22 protein-coding genes are annotated in these 25,895 nt (G+C 31.9%); 10 read left to right on the forward strand and 12 right to left on the reverse strand.

Features of this window, described 5'->3' with window-relative positions; translation table 11 throughout:
* Window positions 1–59 precede the first annotated feature (59 nt).
* A complete protein-coding gene (locus tag ACEWL1_RS05750; protein WP_409232342.1) occupies window positions 60–1,058 on the forward strand; it encodes a N(4)-(beta-N-acetylglucosaminyl)-L-asparaginase in 999 nt (332 codons plus the stop codon).
* Window positions 1,059–1,288: 230 nt separating this feature from the next.
* On the forward strand, window positions 1,289–2,608 hold the full coding sequence (locus ACEWL1_RS05755) for a sugar MFS transporter (protein ID WP_409232343.1): 1,320 nt from the start codon (window positions 1,289–1,291) through the stop codon (window positions 2,606–2,608).
* 336 nt (window positions 2,609–2,944) lie between these two features.
* On the opposite strand, the gene ACEWL1_RS05760 is transcribed toward ACEWL1_RS05755, so the two are convergent.
* From ACEWL1_RS05760 to ACEWL1_RS05775, 4 genes are all read right to left on the reverse strand, one after another.
* A complete protein-coding gene (locus tag ACEWL1_RS05760; protein ID WP_409232344.1) occupies window positions 2,945–3,433 on the reverse strand; it encodes a HEPN domain-containing protein in 489 nt (162 codons plus the stop codon).
* Window positions 3,430–4,557, reverse strand: coding sequence for a DUF262 domain-containing protein (locus ACEWL1_RS05765; RefSeq protein WP_409232345.1), 1,128 nt, complete (start codon window positions 4,555–4,557; stop codon window positions 3,430–3,432). The genes ACEWL1_RS05760 and ACEWL1_RS05765 overlap by 4 nt, the downstream gene beginning before the upstream one ends.
* Window positions 4,558–4,972: 415 nt before the next feature.
* On the reverse strand, window positions 4,973–6,850 hold the full coding sequence (gene yidC / locus ACEWL1_RS05770) for a membrane protein insertase YidC (RefSeq protein WP_409232346.1): 1,878 nt from the start codon (window positions 6,848–6,850) through the stop codon (window positions 4,973–4,975).
* Window positions 6,851–7,083: 233 nt separating this feature from the next.
* Window positions 7,084–8,697, reverse strand: coding sequence for a CTP synthase (locus ACEWL1_RS05775; RefSeq protein ID WP_409232347.1), 1,614 nt, complete (start codon window positions 8,695–8,697; stop codon window positions 7,084–7,086).
* 227 nt (window positions 8,698–8,924) lie between these two features.
* Here ACEWL1_RS05775 and rpmH point away from each other — a divergent pair, with 227 nt between their 5' ends.
* Complete coding sequence (gene rpmH / locus ACEWL1_RS05780; protein WP_301400877.1) at window positions 8,925–9,086, forward strand: 50S ribosomal protein L34; 162 nt, start codon at window positions 8,925–8,927, stop codon at window positions 9,084–9,086.
* A 105-nt stretch (window positions 9,087–9,191) separates the two neighbouring features.
* The gene (carB, locus tag ACEWL1_RS05785; protein ID WP_409232348.1) at window positions 9,192–12,047 is read left to right on the forward strand and encodes a carbamoyl-phosphate synthase large subunit; all 2,856 of its coding nucleotides are present in this window, start codon (window positions 9,192–9,194) and stop codon (window positions 12,045–12,047) included.
* Window positions 12,048–12,106: 59 nt separating this feature from the next.
* Here carB and ACEWL1_RS05790 read toward each other — a convergent pair whose 3' ends face one another.
* Together ACEWL1_RS05790 and ACEWL1_RS05795 are read right to left on the reverse strand one after the other, a co-directional pair.
* Window positions 12,107–12,649 carry a YceI family protein gene (locus tag ACEWL1_RS05790; RefSeq protein WP_409232349.1) on the reverse strand — a complete coding sequence of 181 codons (543 nt, stop codon included), beginning with the start codon at window positions 12,647–12,649 and terminating at the stop codon, window positions 12,107–12,109.
* A 12-nt stretch (window positions 12,650–12,661) separates the two neighbouring features.
* A complete protein-coding gene (locus ACEWL1_RS05795) occupies window positions 12,662–13,006 on the reverse strand; it encodes a hypothetical protein (RefSeq protein ID WP_409232350.1) in 345 nt (114 codons plus the stop codon).
* A gap of 91 nt (window positions 13,007–13,097) precedes the next feature.
* Between ACEWL1_RS05795 and ACEWL1_RS05800 the strand changes: the two genes are divergently transcribed.
* The 4 genes from ACEWL1_RS05800 (at window position 13,098) to ACEWL1_RS05815 (ending at window position 16,487) form a co-directional block, all read left to right on the forward strand.
* Window positions 13,098–13,490 carry an OB-fold protein gene (locus tag ACEWL1_RS05800; protein WP_409232351.1) on the forward strand — a complete coding sequence of 131 codons (393 nt, stop codon included), beginning with the start codon at window positions 13,098–13,100 and terminating at the stop codon, window positions 13,488–13,490.
* A 10-nt stretch (window positions 13,491–13,500) separates the two neighbouring features.
* On the forward strand, window positions 13,501–14,289 hold the full coding sequence (locus ACEWL1_RS05805) for a T9SS type A sorting domain-containing protein (RefSeq protein WP_409232352.1): 789 nt from the start codon (window positions 13,501–13,503) through the stop codon (window positions 14,287–14,289).
* A gap of 61 nt (window positions 14,290–14,350) precedes the next feature.
* On the forward strand, window positions 14,351–15,205 hold the full coding sequence (locus ACEWL1_RS05810; protein WP_409232353.1) for a DUF5777 family beta-barrel protein: 855 nt from the start codon (window positions 14,351–14,353) through the stop codon (window positions 15,203–15,205).
* A gap of 106 nt (window positions 15,206–15,311) precedes the next feature.
* Complete coding sequence (locus ACEWL1_RS05815) at window positions 15,312–16,487, forward strand: GlmU family protein (protein ID WP_409232354.1); 1,176 nt, start codon at window positions 15,312–15,314, stop codon at window positions 16,485–16,487.
* Between the two features lie 72 nt (window positions 16,488–16,559).
* On the opposite strand, the gene ACEWL1_RS05820 is transcribed toward ACEWL1_RS05815, so the two are convergent.
* From ACEWL1_RS05820 to ACEWL1_RS05835, 4 genes are read right to left on the reverse strand one after another with little or no spacing between them, the layout of a single operon-like run.
* A complete protein-coding gene (locus ACEWL1_RS05820) occupies window positions 16,560–17,288 on the reverse strand; it encodes a head GIN domain-containing protein (RefSeq protein WP_409232355.1) in 729 nt (242 codons plus the stop codon).
* 24 nt (window positions 17,289–17,312) lie between these two features.
* Window positions 17,313–18,398 (reverse strand): DUF4097 family beta strand repeat-containing protein, encoded by a 1,086-nt coding sequence (locus ACEWL1_RS05825; RefSeq protein WP_409232356.1) that lies wholly within the window; start codon window positions 18,396–18,398, stop codon window positions 17,313–17,315.
* Window positions 18,379–18,909: a hypothetical protein gene (locus ACEWL1_RS05830; protein ID WP_409232357.1), complete on the reverse strand. Its 531-nt coding sequence runs from the start codon at window positions 18,907–18,909 to the stop codon at window positions 18,379–18,381. Before ACEWL1_RS05830 ends, ACEWL1_RS05825 begins: the two co-directional genes overlap by 20 nt.
* A gap of 12 nt (window positions 18,910–18,921) precedes the next feature.
* Window positions 18,922–19,470: an RNA polymerase sigma factor gene (locus ACEWL1_RS05835; RefSeq protein WP_409232358.1), complete on the reverse strand. Its 549-nt coding sequence runs from the start codon at window positions 19,468–19,470 to the stop codon at window positions 18,922–18,924.
* 361 nt (window positions 19,471–19,831) lie between these two features.
* Between ACEWL1_RS05835 and ACEWL1_RS05840 the strand changes: the two genes are divergently transcribed.
* On the forward strand, window positions 19,832–20,278 hold the full coding sequence (locus ACEWL1_RS05840) for an FKBP-type peptidyl-prolyl cis-trans isomerase (RefSeq protein WP_409232359.1): 447 nt from the start codon (window positions 19,832–19,834) through the stop codon (window positions 20,276–20,278).
* A gap of 94 nt (window positions 20,279–20,372) precedes the next feature.
* Here ACEWL1_RS05840 and ACEWL1_RS05845 read toward each other — a convergent pair whose 3' ends face one another.
* Complete coding sequence (locus ACEWL1_RS05845) at window positions 20,373–21,899, reverse strand: serine hydrolase (protein WP_409232360.1); 1,527 nt, start codon at window positions 21,897–21,899, stop codon at window positions 20,373–20,375.
* Window positions 21,900–22,167: 268 nt separating this feature from the next.
* On the opposite strand from ACEWL1_RS05845, the gene lon reads away from it, so the two are divergent.
* Window positions 22,168–24,624, forward strand: coding sequence for an endopeptidase La (lon, locus tag ACEWL1_RS05850; protein WP_409232361.1), 2,457 nt, complete (start codon window positions 22,168–22,170; stop codon window positions 24,622–24,624).
* Window positions 24,625–24,653: 29 nt separating this feature from the next.
* On the opposite strand, the gene ACEWL1_RS05855 is transcribed toward lon, so the two are convergent.
* Window positions 24,654–25,877: a WD40/YVTN/BNR-like repeat-containing protein gene (locus ACEWL1_RS05855; protein WP_409232362.1), complete on the reverse strand. Its 1,224-nt coding sequence runs from the start codon at window positions 25,875–25,877 to the stop codon at window positions 24,654–24,656.
* Between the last annotated feature and the right edge of the window lie 18 nt (window positions 25,878–25,895).

Genomic DNA, 25,895 nt, shown 5'->3' on the forward strand with positions numbered 1-25,895 from the left:
TTCCTACGTAGGCAGGAATCTATATAATTAAAAAGAGACTGAACTAAAATTAGCATAAAATGAAAAGAAGAAATTTTATAAAAAGAGCTTCCTTAACTGGATTAGGTTTGGCGGTAGTACCATCCATCATTTCTTGTGAAACAGAAGCTAAAAAAGAGAACAAAGCAATTGCAACTGAAACTCCGGTTTTACCAATTGTAGTGGCAACTTGGCGTTTTCATAATGCAACAAAAGCAGCTTGGGAAGTGTTAGAAAAAGGCGGAACATCGATTGATGCCATCGAAGCGGGTTGTAGAGTAGAAGAAGCAGATTTAAAGAACACAACTGTAGGAAATGGCGGAGCGCCAGATAGAGACGGAAACGTAACCTTAGACGCTTGTATTATGAACAAAGATGGCGGTTACGGAGCAGTAGTTTGTATGGAAAATATTGCACATCCAATTTCTGTGGCTCGTAAAGTGATGGAAGAAACTCCGCATGTGTTGTTAGCCGGAAAAGGCGCAGAACAGTTTGCTGTTGAACAAGGTTTTAAAAGAGAAAATTTATTAACCGAAACGTCTAAAAAAGCGTGGTTAAAATGGAAAGTAAAATCAGAATACAAACCCATTATCAACATCGAAAATCACGATACCATTGGCATGTTAGCCATTGATAAAAATGGTGATATTTCTGGTGGTTGTACCACAAGCGGAATGGCCTATAAAATGGCTGGACGCGTTGGAGATTCTGCAATTATTGGTTCAGGATTATTTATAGATAATACAATTGGCGGAGCAACAGCAACCGGAATGGGAGAAGAGGTCTTAAAAACTGTTGGAAGTTATTTAATTGTCGAATTAATGCGTCAAGGAAGAACGCCACAAGAAGCCTGTGAAGAAGGCGTAAAAAGAATTGTAGCATCCAATCCAAATTATCAAAATTTTCAAGTAGGATATGTTGCGCTAAATAAACAAGGAGAATACGGCTGTTATTGTATTCATGGCGGATTTGGAATTAGCAAATATCAAGAAGGAGAACAAATTTATGTAGAGTCTAACGCATATACTAAAAAAGTGTAAAGAAGTTGCAAGGTCGCAAAGTTGCAAAGTTGCAGAGGTTCAAAGGTCTCAAAGTGGCAAAGAAACAAAGGTTCAGAGTTGCAAAGTTGCAGAGGTTCAGAGGCTCAAGGTGGCAAAGAAACAAAGGTTCAGAGTTGCAAAGTTGCAGAGGTTCAAAGGTTCAAAGGTCTCAAAGTTGCAAAGGTGTAAAGTTGCAAAGTGAAAAGTAATAATTTAAAAAGGTAAAATCAATGAATACATCAACGAATAAATCATACAAATCGGCATTTATATTTTTAACTTCTTTATTCTTTTTATGGGGATTTATTACCGTGTTGGTAGATTCTTTAATTCCCAGATTGAAAGATGTTTTTGAAATGTCATATGCAAAAACAGTCTTGGTGCAATTTGCCTTTTTTGTGGCGTTTTTTGTATTCTCATTACCTGCCGGATTCATCTTATCAAAAATTGGATATAAAAAAGGAATCGTATTAGGTTTGGTAACCATGGCTGTTGGTTGTTTGTTATTTTATCCTGCAGCAGAACACAGAATGTTCTCTGTTTTTTTAGTGGGTTATTTTACGTTGGCTGGCGGAATTACTATTTTACAAGTTGCAGCAAATCCGTTTGTTGCCTTGTTAGGAAGTGAAGAAGGCGCGAGTAGTAGATTGAATTTATCGCAAGCGTTTAATTCTTTAGGAACAACCATTGCGCCCGTTGTTGGCGCGTTATTTTTGCTGAGCGATTCTGTAAAATCATCCGATGAAATTGGCTTGTTAACCGAAACTCAAAAAAACGCATATTATATTTCGGAAGCGGCAACGGTACAAACGCCATTTTTACTAATTGCTGGATTTATTTTATTGTTAGCAGTGATATTTTTATTTACAAAACTGCCAAAATTGATAGAAGAAAGTCCGAAAGGTGGTTATTTTAAATTGCTAAAAAATAAATTGATGTTGATGGGCGCATTGGGAATCTTTGTGTACGTTGGCGCAGAAGTTGCCATCGGTAGTTTTTTAGTCAACTATTTTTACGATGCTGGTTTGGCACCAATTGTTGCAGAAAACGAAACCATGATGAGCATTGCAAATACCATTGCCAATACCTTTAACCAAACGTTTTCTGGAAAAGATCCAAAATCTTTATTAGGAATTTTTGTCATTTTTTATTGGGGTGGCGCCATGATTGGTCGTTTTGTGGGCGCGTATTTAACCAAAATTATGGCAGCAGGAAAAGTGTTGAGTATTTTTGCCTTGTTGGCAATTAGCATGATTGTAATTTCAATAAGCACAACTGGTTTAGTTTCTATGTGGTCTATTTTAGCCGTTGGATTGTTCAACTCTATTATGTTTCCAACTATTTTTACATTGAGTTTAGAAGGTTTGGGCGATTTAAAAGCACAAGCTTCTGGTTTGTTGTGTATGGCAATTGTTGGTGGCGCAATTATTCCGTTTTTCTTTGGAAATTTAATTGATGGTTTTGGCTTTAAAACAGCGTTTATTTTAACGATTGTGTGTTATGGGTATATTCTGTTTTATGGGAAATTTAAAACGAAGAAAGATCATTAAAACGGAATGTCTCTTCGAGCCTTGCCTGCGGCAGGCAGGCGGAGTCGAGAATTTTTTTTAATAATTGATAAAATTTAGCAGTAAGAAGCACTTTTTTTATTTGAAGCTATTTCCTGCTTTTCACTATATCTTTTTATACCTGTCATTGCGAATCACGCTTTTTCTGCGTGATGTGGCAATCTCATTATTTTAAAGAGATTACTTCGTTACACTCGTAATGACGATTCTTTAGTGGTTTTATAAAAAGGATGCCGTTTCAATCAGGGCTAAGCTTGTTTGTGGGGTTTTGTAAATAATCTAGAATCAGCAATTAATTATAAATTGTGTTGTGTATGATTATTTTATTATATCATCTAAAATTTCAATGATTTTCTGTGAATCACAAAAATACGTTTTCACACTACCAAAAGATAATTTCGGATGTCCTCCGTGAGCAAACTCGTTTCTCGCGTCATTTAGAGATTTTAATGATGAGTCAATCTGAGATTTATTAGGTTCTAAATCAAGTTTTTCTTTAAAGCTAGTATTCCAATTTTCATCAAATCTCTTTAAACTCCTGCATATATTGTCTTTACTCGGATTCATTGAGCTATTTGTAAAAGTAGAATCGATATAGTTTTTAGCTTGACTAGGTAATTTATTATGAAAATCTGCAATTACTGATTTGAATGAGTTTTCAATTGTACCACAACATTTAATTATTGCATAGTTTGTTAAAAAAGGAACAATAGAATGAGATTGTCCAAAAACATCAATTACTTTTTGAATATCTTCCAGCTCCTTAGAACAATCATCAATGCTCTGTTTTACACTTGCATTATTCATAAATGACTATTATAAAGATGTTTTAAAGCTAAATCAATTCTACCGTTAATATGTTCAATTTGCATAGTTCCTTCAGAAATGAACTTCCTAAATTCTAAATCTCGTAAAAGCTCTAGTCGTTTCTGTTCGTTACTTTGACTTATATCAATCCCCCTTTTTATTGCAATAGAAGTTGCAATCATTATTGCGTCAAAAATTGTTGGATAAAATCTTTTTCTAATAGTCGTTAGGTCGGTAGATTGAACATTATAGAAAGCATTTTCTCCAAATATATTTATTATTGAATTTATTGTGTTGTTAAAATTATTTCTAAAACCGTTTATTGAAGTCAAAGAATTATTCTCTTTACTGCCCATAAATTCATTAAGGTATTTTTTTAAAGAAATTGCAGATTTAGGAAAAGTTCTAATGCTATCTGAATTTAATCCTAAAAATCTTAAAATGAATTCTAAATCGCGCATTCTAGAGTCTTCTTGTTCTCTACCAAATAATATTCTCCATTGTTCATTTTTATTCAATTCAAAAAGAAGAGAATTAAGTTCTCCTTGATAAACACAATTTCTAATTTCTTGTGGCATTAATGTTTTACCACTTGTGTTTATTCTTTCAAAAATTTGAAAAAGGCTAGTATCACCATCCTTAGGCGATTTTTGTTCAAAAATAATAGCGTGGATTGTTGTGGTTTTAATTTTTCTTTGCTCTGTTTCAGTTAATTCCGAAAAAGCGTTTCCTTTCCAACGTTCATTAATTTTGTCAGGGATATTTGATAATTTAAATACCTTATCGTCACCAGACCAAATTCCACGCATATAATCATAAACAGTCATTAGTCTTTGATAACCATCAACAATAAGCATTTTATTGTTATCTGTTTTGGCTAAAAAAATACTTGGAATCGGAAGGCCTAAAAGTATTGAATCAATAAATCTACTTGCTTCTGGTTTTCCCCATACATATTTACGTTGAAGTTCGGGTTTTACTAAATCTCCGTCTTCATACATAGAAATCAATTCTCTAAAAGAATAATCTGCTCCCCAAGAATTTATATTATATAAATCATCATTAACATAACTATCTTCGGTTTCTTCTTTTATTTTTTCAATATAATCTTCTTCTTCTGTCATATGTTTTGTTTAATTAGGCACAACGTTAAAAATATCATTCCATTTTAATGAAAAATATTAAGCGCTAGCAAGTTAGTTTTTTTTAGAGAAACCATCAATAGGTAAAACTACCTGTTTATCAACAAAAAAAGAAGTTTGTTTTTTATGACATTCATCTTGTCATTTAGACAGAGCGAAGCATGAGCGACGAGGAATCTCATGAGATAGAACTACTGTTTATGAGATTCCTCCTCGTTCCTCGTTGGGAATGACATTCGTCTTGTCATTTCGACAGAGCGAAGTATGAGCGAGGAGAAATCTCATGAGATAAAACTACCGTTTTTTAAGATTCCTCCGCTACGGTTGGAATGATAAGTAAAAAACAAAAAAAACCAAAACGATTACGTTTTGGTTTTATTATAATTGCTTACAAGTGTTATTTGCGTTTCTTTTGTTGCGCTTGTTGTTCTTGCGCTTGTTTCATGGCGTTGTCTAAACGTTGTCTAAACTTTCCTTTTTTCTTTTCAGGACGTTTTTTGTTTTCTTCAATTTGCGCATGAATCTTATCTTCATCAATTACATAGTTTTTAATGACCAACATAATAACAATGGTTAGTAAGTTAGAAACAAAGTAATACAAACTTAAACTACTTGCATAGTTGTTAAAGAAAAACAACATCATAATTGGCGATAAATAGATCATCATCTTCATCATCTTTTGCATGTCTGGCATTCCTTCTTGCGCTGGAGCTTGCATGTTTGCTTGCTGACTTTGATTCATTTTCATATAAAAGAAAATGGCAACAGAAGCTAAGATTGGAAATAAACTAATATGACTTCCGTATAATGGAATGTGAAAAGGCAATTCGATAACAGAATCATACGATGATAAATCGGTTGCCCATAAAAATCCTTTTTGTCTTAATTCTAAATTAGATGGGAAGAAACGGAACAAAGCAAAGAAAATTGGCATTTGTAACAATGCCGGTATACAACCAGACATCATGCTAACTCCAGCTTTTCGCTGAACTGCCATGGTTTCTTGCTGACGCTTCATTGCGTTTGCTTTTCCTGGTAAACGTTCGTTAATGGCAGTTAATTCTGGGCGAATTACTTTCATTTTTGCACTAGAAACATACGATTTGTATACCAATGGCGACATGATAATTCTAACAACAATGGTCATTAAAATAATAATCAATCCGTAGTTAGACATTAATCCGCTTAACCATCCAAAGATAGGAATGAAAATAGTTCGGTTAATGGCACCGAAAATTCCCCAACCTAAATCAACCATTTCTGCTAAGTTTTTTCCTTCGTAGCTTTTTAATAATTTATAGTCTGCTGGTCCGTAAAACCAGTTCATATTGTAATTTAACTCGCCGTTGTTTAATGCTAACGGAGTGCTTAATTCGTATTTTTTTGTAAAAACGGTATCAATATTTTCGTCATCAACTAAGTTGGTAGAAATTAAAGCTGCTTTGTCAAACGGTTTGTCTGTTAATAAAACAGAAGTAAAAAAGTGTTGTTTGTAACCAACCCATTGTACATTGTCTACAACTTCGTTGTCGTTTCCACCAGCAGAAAGATAATCAGCTTCGTCTGTATAGAACTTCAACTCAGAATACATATTCTCTGTAGAAATACTTTTTTCGTTACGGAATGTTTTTAAATTCCAATCTAAATTAATAGTGTTTGAAGAATTGATGACGTTGTCTAATCCTTGAGATCGCACCGCAAAATCAACCATATAATCGTTTGGTTTCATTTCATAACGGTATTCTAAAAACTGTGTTTCAGAAACTTTCAATTTCATAGAAAGCACTTGGTTCTCTCCGTTTTTAGTAAGCGACGGTATGAACAACAAGTCTTGTGTGTTTAAAATACGATTGTCTGTAGTTCCAAAATTGATATTGAAAGAAGCGTTTTTGTCTTTTATCAAATACAATGGCAAAGAATCGTATCTTTTATACGTTTTTACCAAGGCTTCAATAATTTGTCCTCCTTTATTATCTATTGTTAATTTTAAAATTTTATTTTCTAAAACAGTTGTTCCTTCAGAAGCAGTTTGCGCTCCGTATGCAAATGCTCCTAATTTACTTTGTAGTGCAGCATTTGTTAGAGAGTCATTTGTAACTATAGAAGTGGTATTTTCTGTAAGTGTTGGTGTAGTTTTAGTTGTATCAACAATTGTTTCTGTAGTGCTTTCAGTTGGTGTAATTTCGTCTTGGTTAGAATACATAAACCAAAGCATTATTGCTCCTAATAATAATAATCCGATAAACGAATTTGCGTCAAATTTTTTCTGTTCCATTGATTGTTCTTAAGTGTCAACTTGTCATTTTGTCTTCAAGATTTGAAGATAAGCGCGACAAATGTAGCAAAACTGTATTGTTTTTAGTAGGTTTTGCTGTTATTATTTTTGATACTGATGATAGTTCAAATGCTGTTCCAAATTTATAGTGAACTTGTTTCAATATCTTATTAAAGTTGTATTTAACTTTTTTCAGATTAATTAGACTCGGCTTCTTACTATTTGTTACAGTATTATTTTTTAGAATGCTGTAACGCTGCTTTTACAAAACTCACAAATAAAGGATGCGGATTTAACACCGTACTTTTGTATTCTGGGTGATATTGCACACCGACAAACCAAGGATGCGAAGGGATTTCAACAATCTCAACCAAACCTGTCTTAGGGTTGATCCCAGTTGCTTTCATTCCGGCTGCTTCAATTTGTTTTAAATAACCGCTATTAAATTCGTAACGATGTCTGTGACGTTCGCTAATCAATTCTGATTTGTAAGCATCAAAAACTTTAGAATCTTTTTTGATTTCACAATCCCAAGCTCCCAAACGCATGGTTCCGCCTTTTTCTGTTACGTTTTTCTGACTTTCCATCAAGTTAATCACAGGATGTTTTGTGCTTTTATTCATTTCTGTTGAACTTGCATTTTCTAGATGTAGAACATTTCTAGCAAATTCTATTACAGCCATTTGCATTCCTAAACAAATTCCGAAAAACGGAATGTTTTGTTCTCGTGCATATTTTACAGCTTTAATTTTTCCTTCAATTCCACGATCACCAAAACCAGGCGCTACTAAAATTCCGTCTAAACCTTCTAGCTTTTTCTCTACATTTTTAGGAGTTAAACTTTCAGAATGAATCCAGCGCACTTTTACTTTTGTTTCGTTTGTAGATCCTGCGTGGATAAATGCTTCTGTAATTGATTTGTAAGAATCGTGTAATTCTATGTATTTACCAATCAAACCAATTTCTACTGTAGAAGTTGGATTTTTGTGTTTTCTGATAAAATTATTCCACTCGAGTAATTGTGGTTGTTTTTCTGAAGATAATTTAAGTTTGCTTAATACAACTTGATCCAAACCTTCATCAAACATTAAATTGGGAACGTCATAAATAGTTTCCGCATCAATAGATTGTATTACATCTTCTTGTTTTACATTGCAAAATAAGGCTAGTTTCCGTTTGATGTCGTCAGAGATTTCATGTTCTGTTCTACAGACTAATATGTCTGGACTTACTCCACTTTGCATCAACATTTTTACAGAATGTTGTGTTGGTTTTGTTTTTAATTCTCCGGCAGCAGCCAAATAAGGAACCAAGGTTAAATGAATCACAATTACATTTTCTCTTCCTTTTTCCCACAACATTTGACGAACAGATTCTACATAAGGCAATGATTCTATATCTCCAACCGTTCCACCAATTTCTGTAATGACGATATCATAATCGCCAGTTTCACCTAAAATCTGAATTCTGTGTTTAATTTCATCGGTAATATGCGGAATTACCTGAACCGTTTTCCCTAAAAACTCACCTTTTCGTTCTTTATTAATAACAGATTGATAAATTCTGCCCGTTGTAACATTGTTAGCTTGACTTGTTGGAATGTTTAAAAAACGCTCGTAATGCCCTAAATCTAAATCGGTTTCTGCGCCATCATCTGTAACATAACACTCACCATGTTCATACGGATTTAATGTTCCAGGGTCAATATTAATGTAAGGATCTAATTTTTGAATAGTTACAGAATAGCCTCTTTCTTGTAAGAGTTTTGCTAAAGATGCAGCAATAATTCCTTTTCCTAGTGATGATGTTACGCCTCCAGTTACAAAAACGTATTTGGTATTTTTCATGGTGATTAGGTTTGGACAAAAGTACTAACTCTAGAAGATTTGACAAATAAAAAAGCAATAAAAAGCACAATAAAATTTGCGAATTTGAACTTCAAAAAAATAATTTATTTTTTTTTAAAATTGTATTTGTCAAAAACAAAAGTAGTTGTATATTTGCACACGCTTTTAGCAGATGAAAACTCATAAAAAGCAAAACAGAATAAAGACGATATTTAAAAATACAAGTAATGCCGAAAAGAACGTACCAACCATCGAATAGAAAGAGAAGAAACAAACACGGTTTCAGAGATAGAATGGCTTCTGCTAATGGTCGTAAGGTTTTAGCTAGAAGAAGAGCAAAAGGAAGAAAGAAATTATCTGTTTCTACAGAAACAAGACATAAGAAATAATGATTAACAATTGTTAATAATTAAGGTGTTACTATTTTTAGTAACACCTTTTTTTATACCCAAGCAATTTTTACTTTTACCAACTATATTACAACACACACTAAAATGCCAAAAAAACAAGATCTAAAATCTATTTTAATAATCGGATCAGGACCAATTGTTATTGGTCAAGCTTGTGAATTTGACTATTCGGGTTCACAGTCTTTAAGATCTTTAAGAGAAGACGGAATTGAAACCATCTTAATTAATTCGAACCCAGCAACAATCATGACAGACCCATCGATGGCAGATCATGTGTACTTGTTGCCGTTAACCACCAAATCAATCATACAAATTTTAAAAGAACATCCACAAATTGATGCTGTTTTGCCAACAATGGGTGGTCAAACTGCATTGAATTTATGTATTGAAGCAGATGATAAAGGAATTTGGAAAGATTTTGATGTAGAATTAATAGGAGTTGATATTGATGCAATAAACATTACTGAAGATAGAGAATTGTTTCGAGAATTGATGTTGAAAATTGATGTACCAATGGCGCCACAAGCTACAGCAACATCATTTTTAAAAGGAAAAGAAATTGCACAAGAATTTGGATTTCCTTTGGTAATTAGATCATCTTATACATTAGGTGGAGCAGGGGCTTCCATAGTATACGATCCAAAAGATTTTGATGAATTATTAAGTAGAGGTTTAGAAGCATCCCCAATTCATGAAGTGATGATTGATAAAGCCATGATGGGATGGAAAGAATACGAATTAGAATTGTTGCGTGATAGAAATGACAACGTTGTAATTATCTGTTCTATCGAGAACATGGATCCGATGGGAATTCATACAGGAGATTCAATTACCGTTGCACCCGCAATGACACTTTCTGACAAAACATTTCAGAAAATGCGTGACATGTCTATTAAAATGATGCGTTCAATCGGAGATTTTGAAGGTGGATGTAATGTTCAGTTTGCAGTTTCTCCAGATGAAAAAGAAGATATTATTGCTATTGAAATTAATCCACGTGTTTCGCGTTCATCCGCTTTAGCGAGTAAAGCAACGGGGTATCCGATTGCAAAAATTGCTACAAAATTAGCGATTGGTTACACATTGGATGAATTAGACAATCAGATTACAAAATCAACTTCAGCTTTATTTGAACCAACTTTAGATTATGTTATTGTAAAAATTCCACGTTGGAACTTTGATAAATTTGAAGGTTCTGACAGAACCTTAGGGTTACAAATGAAATCTGTTGGAGAAGTAATGGGAATTGGACGTTCGTTTCAAGAAGCATTGCACAAAGCAACACAATCGTTAGAAATTAAACGCAATGGTTTAGGAGCAGATGGAAAAGGATATACAGATTACAATCAAATTATAGACAAATTAACCAATGCAAGTTGGGATCGTGTTTTTGCTATCTACGACGCCATTGCAATGGGAATACCACTAAGTCAGATTTACGAAATCACGAAAATTGACATGTGGTATTTAAAACAATATGAAGAGCTGTTCTTATTAGAAAAAGAAATTTCAACGTTTACGATTGATACCATTCAACGTGATTTATTACTAGAAGCAAAACAAAAAGGATACGGAGATAGACAAATTGCGCACATGCTTAAATGTTTAGAAAGTCAAGTATATTCCAAACGTGAAGAATTAAACATCAACAGAGTTTTTAAATTGGTGGATACCTGTGCAGCAGAATTTAAAGCAATGACACCATATTATTATTCTACTTTTGAAAACGATGTAGTAACTGCAGACGGAAAAAGATATGTAGATAACGAAAGTATTGTTTCTGATAAGAAAAAAATCATCGTTTTAGGTTCTGGTCCAAATAGAATAGGGCAAGGAATTGAGTTTGATTATTGTTGTGTTCATGGAGTTTTAGCAGCTGCAGAATGTGGTTACGAAACCATTATGATTAACTGTAATCCAGAAACGGTTTCTACCGATTTTGATACAGCAGATAAATTATATTTTGAACCTGTTTTCTGGGAACATATTTATGACATTATCAAACATGAAAAACCAGAAGGAGTGATTGTTCAGTTAGGTGGACAAACGGCTTTGAAGTTAGCAGAAAAATTAACGAAATACGGGATTAAAATTATCGGAACTTCTTTTGAAGCATTAGATTTAGCTGAAGATAGAGGAAGTTTTTCAGAATTATTAAAAAGAAATAACATTCCATATCCAGAATTTGGAATTGCAGAATCTGCAGATGAAGCATTGGCTTTAGCTGATAAATTAGATTTTCCGATTTTGGTAAGACCGTCTTATGTTTTAGGTGGACAAGGAATGAAAATTGTGATCAATAAAGAAGAATTGATTGAGCATGTTGTTGATTTATTGAAAGGAATGCCAGGAAATAAATTGTTGTTAGATCATTATTTAGACGGAGCAATTGAAGCGGAAGCAGATGCAATTTGTGATGCTGACGGAAATGTGTATATCATCGGAATCATGGAACATATTGAGCCTTGTGGAGTGCATTCTGGAGATTCAAATGCAACATTGCCAGTATTTAATATTGGAGATTTAGTCTTACAACAAATTAAAGATCATACGCATACCATTGCAAGAGAGTTAAAAACAGTTGGATTGATCAACGTTCAGTTTGCTATAAAAGATGATGTTGTTTATATTATTGAAGCAAACCCAAGAGCATCTAGAACCGTTCCTTTTATTGCAAAAGCATACAAAGAACCGTATGTAAATTACGCAACAAAAGTAATGTTGGGAGTAAAAAAAGTAACTGATTTTAATTTCAATCCACAATTAGATGGATATGCAATTAAGCAACCAGTGTTTTCTTTTAACAAATTCCCGAATGTAAATAAAAACTTAGGTCCTGAGATGAAGAGTACAGGAGAAAGTATCTTATTTATTGATAGCTTAAAAGACGATGACTTTTACGATTTATACGCAAGACGTAAAATGTATTTGAGTAAGTAAATTGATTTATAATAATAAAAAAAGCCTCAATTAAATTGAGGCTTTTTTATAGTTTCGTTTTATTTTTTCTTGAGTTCAAAATGGAAAGAAACATCTACCTTTTTAGCTATTTTTTTTCTAACAATATTTGGAATTTTAATATTGAAATCTTCTGGTGTTACCGAAAAATCAGCACTTAAGTAAATGCTGTTACCTACAATCTTTATTTTACTATCAATAGTAACTTCTTTTTTAATACCTCTAATCAAGAGCGTTCCTTTAATTTTAAAAATTTTATCTGTTGATGAAAGGTTATTGGTATTAAAATCAATTATTTTTCCAGAAAAAGTAGCTTTCGGAAAGGTATTAGATTCAATATAGTTTTCATTAAAGTGCTCTTCCATTAGTGCAATCTTAAAACGAAACCCTTTCGTTAAAGCTAAAGAAGCAATCGTTCCGTCTGATTTTAAAATAGCAGTAACTTTATTGTTTGTTGCCTTTACTTCTTCAAAAGATGGCACAGAAGATTCAAATGTGATTGTTCCAGATTTTGTGTAATACTTATCTTGCGCAAAGGAAATTGCTGATAATAGAAATGCGAGTAATAATAGTGTATATTTCATAAAGTTGATTTATTATTCTATATATCCTTGATCCCTCCAGTTTTTAATAATCTGAATTGAAGTATTTGGCAAATTACCACTTGCTGGCATAGGGTTACTTGTGCTCTCCATTCTTACTAAAGCACTTCTATTTTCAAAAGCATTTTTAACTTGGATATAGGTTTCTAATGTTAAACCCCCAGAATTACCTGTTGCATTATGACAACCACTAGTTGCACAACTTTGATCTATTATGGTTTTTACATTAACAGTGTAGGTAATAGAATTTGGTGTTGGCACCGTTAAATCCTCAGTGCTAACAGATGTGCAATTAGTAAATAAAATAGCAAGTAAAAGTAGTGCTGATAGTTTCTTCATTTCCGTTTTTTTTTGGTGATATGACTATAGTTTCCTGAAAATTAATTATTTATAATGATTAAAAATAGTAAAAACTTATTATATTAGCTACATGAACAAGCGTAAGATTTTAATTTTTGCTTCTTTCTTAATTCTTTTTGTAGGAATATTTGGTTACAATTATATCTATAAAGAGCATAGGAATATTTCAGAAGAAAAAGCAGCGTTCACCTTAATAACGAATGATTTTATTACTGAATTCAATACAAATCCAAAAATAGCAATCACTAAATATTTAGATAAAACAATTCAGTTAAAAGGAAAAGTAACAGAGCTAGAGCAAAGTAATTTTATGTTAAATGATGTTATTGTTTGTTACACAGACAGTTTAACTTTAAGTCAAGTTCAAGAAAGTTCAGTAATTATTGTAAAAGGAAGAAGTATCGGTTATGACGAACTTTTAGAAGTTATAAAATTAGATCAAGTAACGATTATTAACAATTAAATGAACAGGCATGAAAAAAAACTACATTTTTAAAACATTTTTATTCTTAATTCCTTTAACTGCTTTTGTCCTAATGGCAGTTTCTAGTGGTAGAGATGGAGGTTATTCTGGGTCACCCGGAGATTCCTCGAACACATGTACAAGTTGTCATAGTGGTGGTAACTTCGGAGCATCAGTTGCTATACAAACAGAATTGCCAACTGGTGGATATGCATTAAACACTTCTTATGGAATTCAGGTTGATGTTACAGGGTCATCTGCAACCAAACATGGATTTCAAATTACCGCAGAACGTGTAAGCGATAATTCTAAAGTAGGTACTTTTGCTGTAAGCGGATCAGACAATAAACTTGTAAATGGTGGAACTCATGTTACACATACTTCAACAGGAAACACAAAAAGTACTTGGAATTTTAATTGGACTTCACCCACAACAGATGTAGGAGAGGTGAAATTTTATGTGGCAGCTTTAGCAGCAAATGCAAATGGAAGCACTAGTGGTGATCAGGTTGTAACTGCAACTTCTGGGAATTTTAATGTACTAAGTTTGGGAAAAGAAAATCAATTAGATTTTACTGTGTATCCAAACCCAGTTAGTGATAACTTAAACATTCAATTACCAACAGGAACTACAAATGCAGAAGTTAATGTGTTTGATATGACTGGTAAATTAATTAGAAATGTATATATTTCTGCTCAGAACAATACAATAAATGTTTCTGAATTAAGCACAGGAGTTTATATCTTAAAATTAAACGCTGAAGGAAAATTAGGTTCAAGACAATTTATTAAAGAATAAGTTAAAGTCAACTTTCTAAAAGTCAATCATTTATTTGGTTGGCTTTTTAATATCAATAAATATGAAAAAAATTGGATTATTATTAATTGTATTCTTTATCAATGCTTCTTTAGTAGCGCAAGAAGATTTACTGGACGAATTAAATGACGATGTAAAGATTGATAATAAAACTTCATCGGTATTTAAAGGGCTGAAAATAATCAATATGGAATCTACCAAATTGGCAGCCAAAAAGGATTTCTATTTTGTGATTTCACATCGATTTGGTTCTGTAAAATCTGGGATTAAAGATCTTTTTGGATTGGATAATTCTAATATTAGATTCAGTTTTGTTTATGGTTTTAATGATTGGTTAAATGTAGGTTTATCTAGAAGTTCATCAAATAAAACGTATGATGCTCATTTAAAATACAGATTAATGCATCAAGAAGAAGGCAAGTTTCCTTTTACAATAGTTGGTTTAAATAGTATAGAATTTAATACAGGTTTAGATAAGGTTAATTATCCATTATTAGAATCTAAACACAGGTATACCTATGCTCATGAAATCTTAATTTCTAGGAAGTTTAATGAGAAATTATCTTTAGAAGTTGCACCAATTTATTTGCATCAAAATTTTGTAGAAAATGATTTGCAAGAAAATACACAATATATTGTAGGTTTTGGAGGAAGATATAAAATAAGCAAACGTGTAACTTTAAATGCAGAATATCATGTGCATATGAATCGTGTTGCAAATAGTAAATTTAAAAACCCATTATCATTAGGAGTTGATATAGAAACTGGAGGACACGTTTTTCAATTACATATAACGAATGCTCAATTAATGAATGAATCTGGCTATATGACTAAGGCAATAGGAGATTGGGGATCTGGAAATGTTTATTTAGGATTTAATATTTGGAGAGTTTTTTAAAGTATTTCACCTTTTTACAATCTAAAAAAGTCGAAGTCTACTGAAATAAATTCAGCACAAGTGCTTCGACTTTTTTGCTTTATATTTGTAAAAAGCTTTACAAAAAATGAACTACATTTTATTTGATAGCGATGTTAGAAATGCATTGTTACCTTTCACATATACAAGACCTGTTTCAGATATTAGAGTTGGTATTTTAACCATTAGAGAAAAATGGGAAAAGCAACTAGGATTGACAACCACTACAATTACTGAGGAATATTTAGAAGAAAAATATCCGATGGTAGAAATGGCGCAAAATATCTTAATAAATGCTTCTTATATTCCAACTAAAAACTTGGTAGAAAAAGTAAAAAAATTATCAGAAAATGAAGCTATTTTTAAAGGAGATAATGTCATTGCTTTTTACACCACAGACACACAAGAAGAAGTAGATTTTTCATCGTACAAACAAATTGAGTTTGAGGAAGAAATTTTACAAATTAAAAATACTTGGGATATTTTCTCACTAAACGATAAAGCAATTCAGTTAGATTTTGATTTGCTGACTGAAGATAGAACATCACAAGAAATTCCGAAAGATGTTCATACAATTAACAAAGAAAATATTTTTATTGAAGAAGGCGCAACTGTGTTGTATGCTTCTTTAAATGCTTCTGAAGGACCCATTTATATCGGTAAAGATGCGCAAGTTTTAGAAGGAAGTTTAATTCGCGGCCCGTTTGCAATGTGTGAAAATGCGGTGGTTAAAATGGGCGCAAAAATTTACGGAGCTACAACTTTGGGTCCGTATTGTAAAGTAGCAGGAGAACTCAATAATTCGGTTTTATTTGGGTATTCTAATAAAGGACATGAAGGATTTTTAGGAAATGCTGTGCTTGGAGAATGGTGTAATATTGGAGCGGACACAAACAATTCTAACTTAAAAAACAATTATGCTGAGGTTAGAATTTGGAGTTACGAAACCCAACGATTTGCAAAAACTGGTTTGCAGTTTTGTGGATTAATTATGGGAGATCATTCTAAATGTGGAATTAATACGATGTTTAATACGGGAACTGTAGTTGGCGTTTCTGCCAATATTTTTGGTAGCGGATTTCCAAGAAATTTTATTCCGTCTTTTAGTTGGGGTGGCGCATCTGGATTTACAACCTATCAATTACCAAAGGTTTTTGAAGTTGCAGAAGTTGTTTTAAAACGTAGAAGTTTAGTATTTGAAGAACAAGACAAAAAAATACTAGAAAAAGTATTTGAATTGTCTTCTCAATATAGAAAAGATTAAAACAAAAAAAGCCTCAAGTTACTGAACTAAATTCAGCATAAACGAGGCTTTTTAAATACGTTAATGTTACAATTAATTTCTGCTAACTACGCTTCCAGAGCCAAGAGATTTACTCTCAATTTTATCAGGATTTCCTTTGTAATAAATATTTCCAGAACCTACAACTTTCGCAACTATTTTATCAGAAACAGAAGTTCTAATATTTCCAGATCCTGCAATTTTAGCAGAAGTAGAAGTTGCTTTTAAACCGTAAGCATTAATATCTCCAGAACCAGCAATATTACAGCTTAAATCCATTGTTTTACCGTCTACTTTAATGTTTCCAGAGCCAGCTATATTTGTTTTTACTTCACTTGCATCAACAGTTACATTCATGTCACCAGAACCAGCAATAGAAAAAGACAATTTATCAGCTTTTATCGTTCCGTTGCTTGTTACATCTCCAGAACCACTCAAAGAAACTTTTTCGATGTCTTTATAAGGAACAGTAACAACTAATTTTCTTGTTGTTCTAATATTTATTCCTTTTTGAACTTGAATTTTTAAGATGCCTCTTTTAACATCCACTTCAATATATTTTAATAAATTTTCTTCTCCTTTAAGTGTAATTTTTCCTTCTTTTCCTTTTACTAATTCTACATCAAAATTTCCACCGAAACTGACGCCATCATAATCTGATGTTTTTCTAGTTTCTGTTGTAACATTTCCGTTTCCTCTTACTTTTTTGGTATTCCACCAGCTTTGAGCATTTACAGAGAAACTCAATGTTAAGATGATACTTGTTATGATTATTTTTTTCATGATTGTTTGCTTTTATTTTTTAGATTATAGTTCTTTTAAATTTACTCCGCCGTATTGCGATTTGATAATTAATCTTGAATTCGATTTTCCTTTTCCGTAAACTCCTTCGTAATGCTTTTTAGAACCTTTTTCTATGCTTTTATACATCTCTACATTGTCGTCGTTATATCTAAAACTAGAATAGTGTAGGTCCATTTCAAAATTAAAATTGTTGCTTGTTTTTGTTCCAATTGTAATGCCAGCATATTCACTAGTAATTTCTGCTTTGTTAAATCCTCTTGCTAATTCACTTATTCTAATTGATCCGTAATCAGCTTTAATATTTAAGTTTTTAGAAACAGTCCCTAATCGGATGCTTACATAATCAGAATTCCCATTAATACTATTAACATCATCAACAGTAATGCTTCCGTAATCTGCATTGTAAGAAACTGTGTTTGCTGTTCCGATATTTATGTTAGAATAATCTGAATTGATTTTTACTTCATCCGTTTTATCAACAGTAAGTTTAGAATAATCTGCATTGATAGAGCCAGATTTCATAAAGTTGATTGTAGAACTATTACAATAATCAATATTGATATCATTATTAGAACTATTTAAGTCTCCGATAATCAATTTCCCATAATCGCAATTGATAGTTGCCGTTCCGTTAATTTCATTGATTAAAATATTTCCGTAATCGTTGTCTAACTTTACGTTGTTAGAAACCGGCATTTTTATGGTGTAATTTACTTTATAACTAGTGTTGTTAGATTTTCCCCAGAAACTCCAACTGCTAGAAGAATTTTCGAATCTTGTTTTTGCAGAAACTAAATTAGAATTTGCGTTAAAATCGACAGTAATTCCGTTTAATTTTTTTTCAACAGTTCTTAAATCGTTTCCTTTTACCGTAATTATCACCGTAATTTCAACGCTGTTTTTATTCCAAGTAACAATATTTATATTTCCGTATTTATTATCAATATCTACCGTAGCATTTCTGTCAACAGCATATTGTTTTTTAATTGTCTTGCTTTTTTCTTGCTTCAGATTTGTATCATTATTAGCAAAACCCACCAAAGGGATTAAAAAAAGTAGGAGTACTATTTTAAATGTAGATTTCATCATTGCTGTTTACTTTTAGGTTTTTTATTTCATCAATTTGTGTTAAGACATCTTGTAAAATTTCTATTCTGTTCTGATAATTGCTTATCATGGCATACACAACACGTCTGTCGTTATTGCTTTTATTTAGTGCTTTTACTAAGTCTTGGTATTTATCATCCAATTTCTCTAACTGATTAAGTGCATCTTCAATTACACGTTCAGTTGTTGGATTTCTAAATTTTTCTATTGTTTTTAATTCTTGTTTTATGGTAGATACAAAGAACATTTCTGCTTCTTGCATTTCTGGCGAAACATCAGCTAGTACTAAGGTCTTGTTGGTAAGGTTTGCTCCTAACCAGAAACCGACAATTAATATTACTGATGCTGCAACGCTCATCCATTTATATGAAAAAGATTTTTTCTTTTTTGCTGGATTTTTTAATCTATCCTGAAATCTTTCTAGATGACCAAATCTTGGCTCTTCTATGTCGAAGTCGGTATTTTTAAAAAATTGATTAAACTGATCTTTCATTACTTGGTTTTTTTATGCTGTTTCTAAAACTAATTGTTGTTTTAATTTCTTTTTCGCTCTCGAAATAGTGGTTCTCACATTTTCGTTCGTATACCCTAATATCTGTGCGATTTCTTCATAATCGTACCCTTCAATTAAGTTTAGCGTTAATACAACTCTATAATTATCTTTTAAAGAATTTAATCTTTCTAACACCTTGCTGGCATGTAATGTCGTGTAATCTATAGCGTCTTCAGTTTCTATAGAAGTGTCTTTAATTACTTCCATTTTTACATCTTGGTACTTGTTATTTTTTTTTAGCTGCGTTAAACTTTTGTTGATAACAATTCGTTTTAACCAAGCTCCAAAAGTAACTTCTCCAATAAATGTATCCAACTTTGTAAAGGCAGTTAAAAATGCTTCTTGCATGATGTCTTCTGCCTCAAACTCATCTTTAAGTATTCTTAACGATGTGTTGTACATAGCTCTGTAATAGTCTTTGTAAATCTGCATTTGAGCAGTATTATCACCTTTTTTACAGCGTTCTAATAGTTGGTTGATATGTAGATTATTTTCCTTCAATGAAACGTTTCTATACTATAGACAAAATGCTTTTCGATTTGTGACAGTTAAACACAATAAAAATACATTTTTTTAAGGAAGTATTTTTTTTAACCTTGTTTTAACTGACATTGTTGCTGATTGGGTTATTCTACATAAAATTATGTTTGATAAAATTCTAAAATAGAATGACCATTTGGAAAGGGGCGCAGTGCAGTTTCTATCTCTTTACAGGACACCTATTTTGAATTTTATACTCTTTATTTTCATTTTTTAGTTTCTTGGCTTGGTTTTCGCGGCTATTGTTTGAGTAAGTTTAAATTAAAATATTTGCTGTGTAAGAGTTATGCAAAGAATATTTTTTAAAATTAGAACATATCATATGAATCAAGTTAAAGAAAACAACACGATTAAAGTTAATTACACAGGAAAGTTACCTGACGGACAAATTTTTGACAGTTCTGAAGGAAAAGAGCCATTAGAATTTACTTTAGGAGAAGGCCAGTTAATTCCTGGTTTTGAAAAGGGTGTAATTGACATGAAAATAAATGAAAAAAAAACGATTACAGTTGCTAAAGAAGAAGCATATGGAGAAATTCATAAGCATCTAATTCAAGAAGTAAAAAGAACAGAACTTCCTAAAGATCTAGAACCAGAAGTTGGTATGGGACTTGTTTCTAAATCTCCAGACGGACAAGAAATGAATTTACGAGTTGTAGAAGTTGGGGAGGAAAGTATTGTTATAGATGGAAATCATCCTTTAGCAGGTAAAGATCTTATTTTTGATCTAGAAGTGGTTGCAATTAATGATACCGAAATTATAAAATAAAGGTCTTATTTTTATAGAATTGCAAAAATAGCCTTTGCTACATATGTAACAAAGGCTATTTAATTATTTTGAGCTTATTTATAAGGTAAAAATGTTAGTCTTTCTTTTTTTGTATTTCTAGTTCATTAAAATCTACATCAAGTAAATTTTCTTGATCTATAGAAAACCCTAGTATTTCTCTTTTTGCATTAAAATTAAAGGTTAAAAATCCGTTCGGAACTCTAATGTCGTACCAATCAATTTCAAACGTATCAAAATGCCAATGTTTTAATTTTCCTCTAAAAACAGTAGAATGAGAAAATGAAATTTCTAATTCGCCACCTTCAATCTCATTTATCAGAATATCTCCATACATGTTGTCTGAATATTTTCCTGCATATTTTGTAATTGACAATGATGGTTTTGTGTTAGCAATTTTTACAATCTGTTTCGGTGAATCTTTTTTTCGCTGTAAGTTTTTATCTCTATTTTTCTTCACTCGGTTATAGATATTATAAGATGGATCATTAAGAAATTTCTCTAATAATATGGAAGTTAATAAAGATATTACAGGCTCGTTACCTTCATTTGTGAGGATTATAAAACCAAGATTCATGTCTTTTACCATTACAAGATTTGCTCTCATACCGTCAATTCCGCCACTATGTTCAATTATTTTATGACCATTTTTGAGCGTTAGCCACCAACCAAAACCATAAGATGTAAATTCGTTGTAAAAAGGTGCTCCTCCTCGTGGATAAAGAATTTGTGGTTTGAAAATTTCGTTGACTATTTTTGGATTCACTATTTTTTCATTATTAAAAGTTCCATCATTCAATAAGAGCCTCATGTAATTAGACATTTCTTTTGCGGATGAATAGATAAATCCACCTGGAGAAAGGTTGTCTCCTTTTTCCTGTTTTATGGTGACTTTTTCATATTTCTCATTCCAAATATGAGGTTGCGCTAAGTTTACAGTTGCTTCTCTATCTGCAGCTAAAGAAGTGCTATTAGACATTTTTAGTTTGTCGAACACTCTTGTTTTAAGAAAGGTATCCCAAGTCATTCCAGCAACTTTTTTAACAATTTCAGAAGCCACCACAAACATTACATTTTGATACGCAGGTTTTTCTCTAAATCCAGATACTGGTTTTAAATATTTGAGTCCTTTTATAATATCAACTCTAGATTTGTCTGAGTGATACCAAAGGGTTCCGCCGCTAACACTTTTTAAGCCACTTCTGTGTGTTAGTAAATCTCTTATGGTAAAGTTATTGGTAACATATGGCGCGTACAATTCAAAATAAGGTAAATGAGAAGTTACTTTATCATCCCAATTTATTTTTCCTTCGTCAACCAAAATACCTAAAGTTAGAGCGGTAAAAGATTTTGAAATTGAACCTATTCCGAAGATGGTATTTTCATCAACTTTTGTTTTTTTGTGGATTGCTAAATTTCCAAACCCTTTCGAAAATAAAACAGCATCATTTTGCACAATACCGATAGAAAGACCAGGGACGTCAAAGTCTTTCATAAGTTTGTGAATTTGTTGTTCAAGATAACCTAATTCAATTTTTTGAGCAAATGAATTAGAAAAGGATAAAAATCCAATGACTGAGAAGAGTAAAATTCTGTTTTTCATATGGTGTAATGTTGATGAATTTTTAGATGATCACACGTTTTTTTCAATGAAAAAAGTGAAACATATGTAGCGAAGTTACAAAAAAGGCTTTAGAAGTAAACGGAACCGAGTAGCCTAAACGTATTGGCACAACAATTGTCTTAATAGAGTAGAAGTTAAAAAGTAATTATACTTATAATATTGATTATCAATTAAATAAGTATAAGTTTGTAGCTTTTTTAAAATTAGAAATAAAAGATTAAATGTCAACTTGACAGATATAAATACTATGAGTAACGCTAAAATATTAGGATTAGACAGTTTGTCGCTTCACAACATGTTAGATGAAGATTCGGAATTAATTCCGTTGATGACACCAGAAGATGAGGAAATTATAAACAAAGAAGAAATTCCGTCCGTTTTACCAATTTTACCTTTAAGAAATACCGTGTTATTTCCTGGAGTTGTAATTCCGATTACAGCAGGAAGAGATGCCTCCATTCAATTGATAAAAGATGCAAATGCCGGTGATAAAATTTTAGGTGTTGTTGCACAAAAAAACCCAGAAGTAGAAAACCCTACAGAAAACGACATTCATAAAATTGGTGTTGTAGCACAAATTTTACGAGTGTTAAAAATGCCTGACGGAAATACAACAGTAATTATCCAAGGGAAAAAACGTTTTGAAATTGATCAAGTTGTTCAAACAGAACCGTATTTAAAAGCAACTACAAAAGCAGCAGTAGAAGATAAAACAGACGAAAAAAATAAAGAGTTTGACGCAATTATCGATTCAATAAAAGAACAAGCATTGCAAATTATTAAAGTAAATCCGATGTTGCCTTCGGAAGCATCTTTTGCAATTAAAAACATTCAATCGAATTCGTTTTTGGTGAATTTTATTTCATCAAACATGGATTTATCCGTAAAAGAAAAGCAAGAATTATTAGCGCAAGATAACTTAAAAGAACGTGCTTTATTAACGTTAAAACGTTTAAATAAAGAACTGCAACGTTTAGAGTTGAAGAATGATATTCAGTCGAAAACGCGAACTGATATGGATCAACAACAACGCGAATATTATTTGCATCAGCAATTAAAAACCATTCAAGAAGAATTAGGTGGTGTTTCTAACGACGAAGAATTAGAAGAAATGCGTAAAAAATCTAAAACGAAGAAATGGGCGAAAGAAGTTGCTGAAACATTTGATAAGGAATTAGCTCGTTTGCGCAGAATGAATCCGCAAATGGCAGAATATGGTGTTCAGAGAAGTTATTTGGAATTGCTATTAGAATTACCTTGGGGAGAATATTCTGAGGACAAATTCGATCTAAAAAGAGCTCAAAAGATTTTAGATAGAGATCATTTTGGATTGGAAAAAGTTAAAGAAAGAATCATAGAACATTTGGCGGTTTTAAAACTGAGAAATGATATGAAATCTCCAATTATCTGTTTATACGGACCTCCTGGAGTTGGAAAAACGTCGCTAGGAAAATCGGTTGCAGAATCGTTGGGAAGAAAATATGTTAGAATGTCTTTAGGTGGTTTGCGAGACGAAGCAGAAATCAGAGGGCACAGAAAAACATATATTGGCGCAATGCCAGGAAGATTGATTCAGAATTTGAAAAAAGCAGGAACTGCTAACCCAGTTTTTGTATTGGATGAAATTGATAAATTGAGTAATAGTCATCAAGGAGATCCATCTTCTGCAATGTTAGAAGTGTTAGACCCTGAGCAGAATACAGAGTTTTATGATAATTATTTAGAAGTTGGTTTCGATTTGTCTAAAGTATTGTTTATCGCCACAGCTAACAATTTAGGAGAAATTCCTTGGGCGTTAAGAGACAGAATGGAGATTATCAATGTTTCTGGTTATACCATCGAAGAAAAAACAGAAATTGCAAAAAGACACTTGTTGCCAAAACAATTAAAAGAACACGGTTTAACAAAAGAACATTTAAAGTTAGGGAAAGCGCAAATAGAAAAGGTTGTTGAAGGATATACACGTGAATCTGGAGTTCGTGGATTGGAAAAACAAATTGCGAAAGTGGTGCGTTTTGCTGCAAAATCTATTGCAATGGAAGAAACTTATGAAATTGCATTAACCAATGATGATATTGAAAAAATATTAGGACCTGCAAGATTAGAACGTGACAAATATGAAACAAATGATGTTGCTGGAGTTGTTACAGGTTTGGCTTGGACAGCTGTTGGGGGAGATATTTTATTTATTGAATCTATTTTATCGAAGGGTAAAGGAAATTTAACAATTACAGGAAACTTAGGAAAAGTAATGAAAGAATCTGCAACCATTGCGATGGAATATATCAAAGCAAATGCAGAAGATTTTGGAGTAAATCCTGAGATTTTAGATAAATACAATGTGCATATTCACGTGCCAGAAGGTGCAACGCCAAAAGATGGACCAAGTGCTGGAGTAACGATGTTAACGTCGTTGGTTTCTGTGTTTACACAGCGTAAGGTGAAAAACAAGTTAGCAATGACTGGAGAAATTACGTTACGTGGTAAAGTGTTGCCTGTAGGCGGAATCAAAGAAAAAATATTAGCAGCAAAAAGAGCAAATATTAAAGAAATTATTCTGTGTAAAGAAAACGAAAAAGACATTTTAGAAATTAAAGAATCTTATTTAAAAGGATTGACGTTTCATTATGTTTCAGATATGAGCGAAGTAATAGAACTTGCGCTCACAAAACAAAAAGTAAAAAATGCTAAGAAATTAGCATAATAAAAAAAGCAGCTATTTGGCTGCTTTTTTTATTCTATATATTTTATATTATTGTAAAACAACCAGGAATAATTTTTAGAATCATCTGCATGTGGTTCTATATATTTCCCGTTAGAGTAAGAGTTTTCTGTCCAAGTTCTTCCACCATCATCAGTTCTAATAAAATAATGTGGGATTTGCCAACCACCGAAGATTAATAATATACCAATATCTTTGGTTAAAAAACGAACACCAGAAAACTTACCTTCATAAACTTTAGTCCATGTGTTGCCATAATCAACAGATTTGTGGATTTCATCACCAACCCTAACATAACCAATATTGTCTAAGAATTGTGGAGCAGAAGCTTGCCTTTGGAATTGTGAATACGAAACTTGACCATTGTCTATTTTAATAAGATATGGAGAGTTGTTTGATGCTAAGAAAATTAGATTTTCATTGATGGCTGTAAAATCATAAACATCTATTTTTCCAAAAGGCAAGGAGTTTAAATTAGGAAAATGATCATAGATGTTTTTAGGAGTATTGTTGTTATTAACAAAAAACATTTCTTGATTTCCAGTCATAAAATAACCATTATTATTAGAGAAATATTTAATTTTTGTTGTACTGTCAATAGAATAATTTCCTTTAATAGGATATTTAAAAGTGAAGTTTTTTCCACCATCACTTGAATGATACATACTTATATAAGGACCTTTGTATGTATCGTCTATTAAAGAAATCCAAATATTAGTATCATCTAAATAATATATTGAAGAAATGTAGTGTTTTTCAGGTGCAGTATATATATCTTCCCAATTATAATATCCATTAGTAGATTTATATAACTTACCTCTATCTATTGCATAAGCTGTGTTTTTATCAATTACCTGATAATCATTAAACCACAAGTCATGTTTTAGTTTAATTACACCATGATATTTCATGTTTAATTTATTGTCTGTTGATGTAGTTAGTAATATATCTTCATGAATTAATTCTGGTACCTTAAAGGTTGCTTTTATATCTGACCCATAAATAAAATCCCAATATTGTATAGTTCGGTTATAGTTAATGTAAGCTTTATTAAGATAACTAAAATTTGCATTAATTCCTTTGTGTAAGTTTTTCCCGGTTATGGTAATTGTGTCACCATATTTAACTCTTTTTGGAGAAATATTAGTAATTAAAGTTTCTGTACTTGGGAGTTCTTCTTCGCTTTTTGAACAAGCAGCAAGTAAAATGAATAGTAGTAAAGCAATTTTTTTCATTTGAAGGATTTATTTAAT

Origin of the sequence: Polaribacter gochangensis (assembly GCF_046224025.1) — a bacterium.
In the GTDB taxonomy this organism is placed as follows: Bacteria; Bacteroidota; Bacteroidia; order Flavobacteriales; family Flavobacteriaceae; genus Polaribacter; species Polaribacter gochangensis.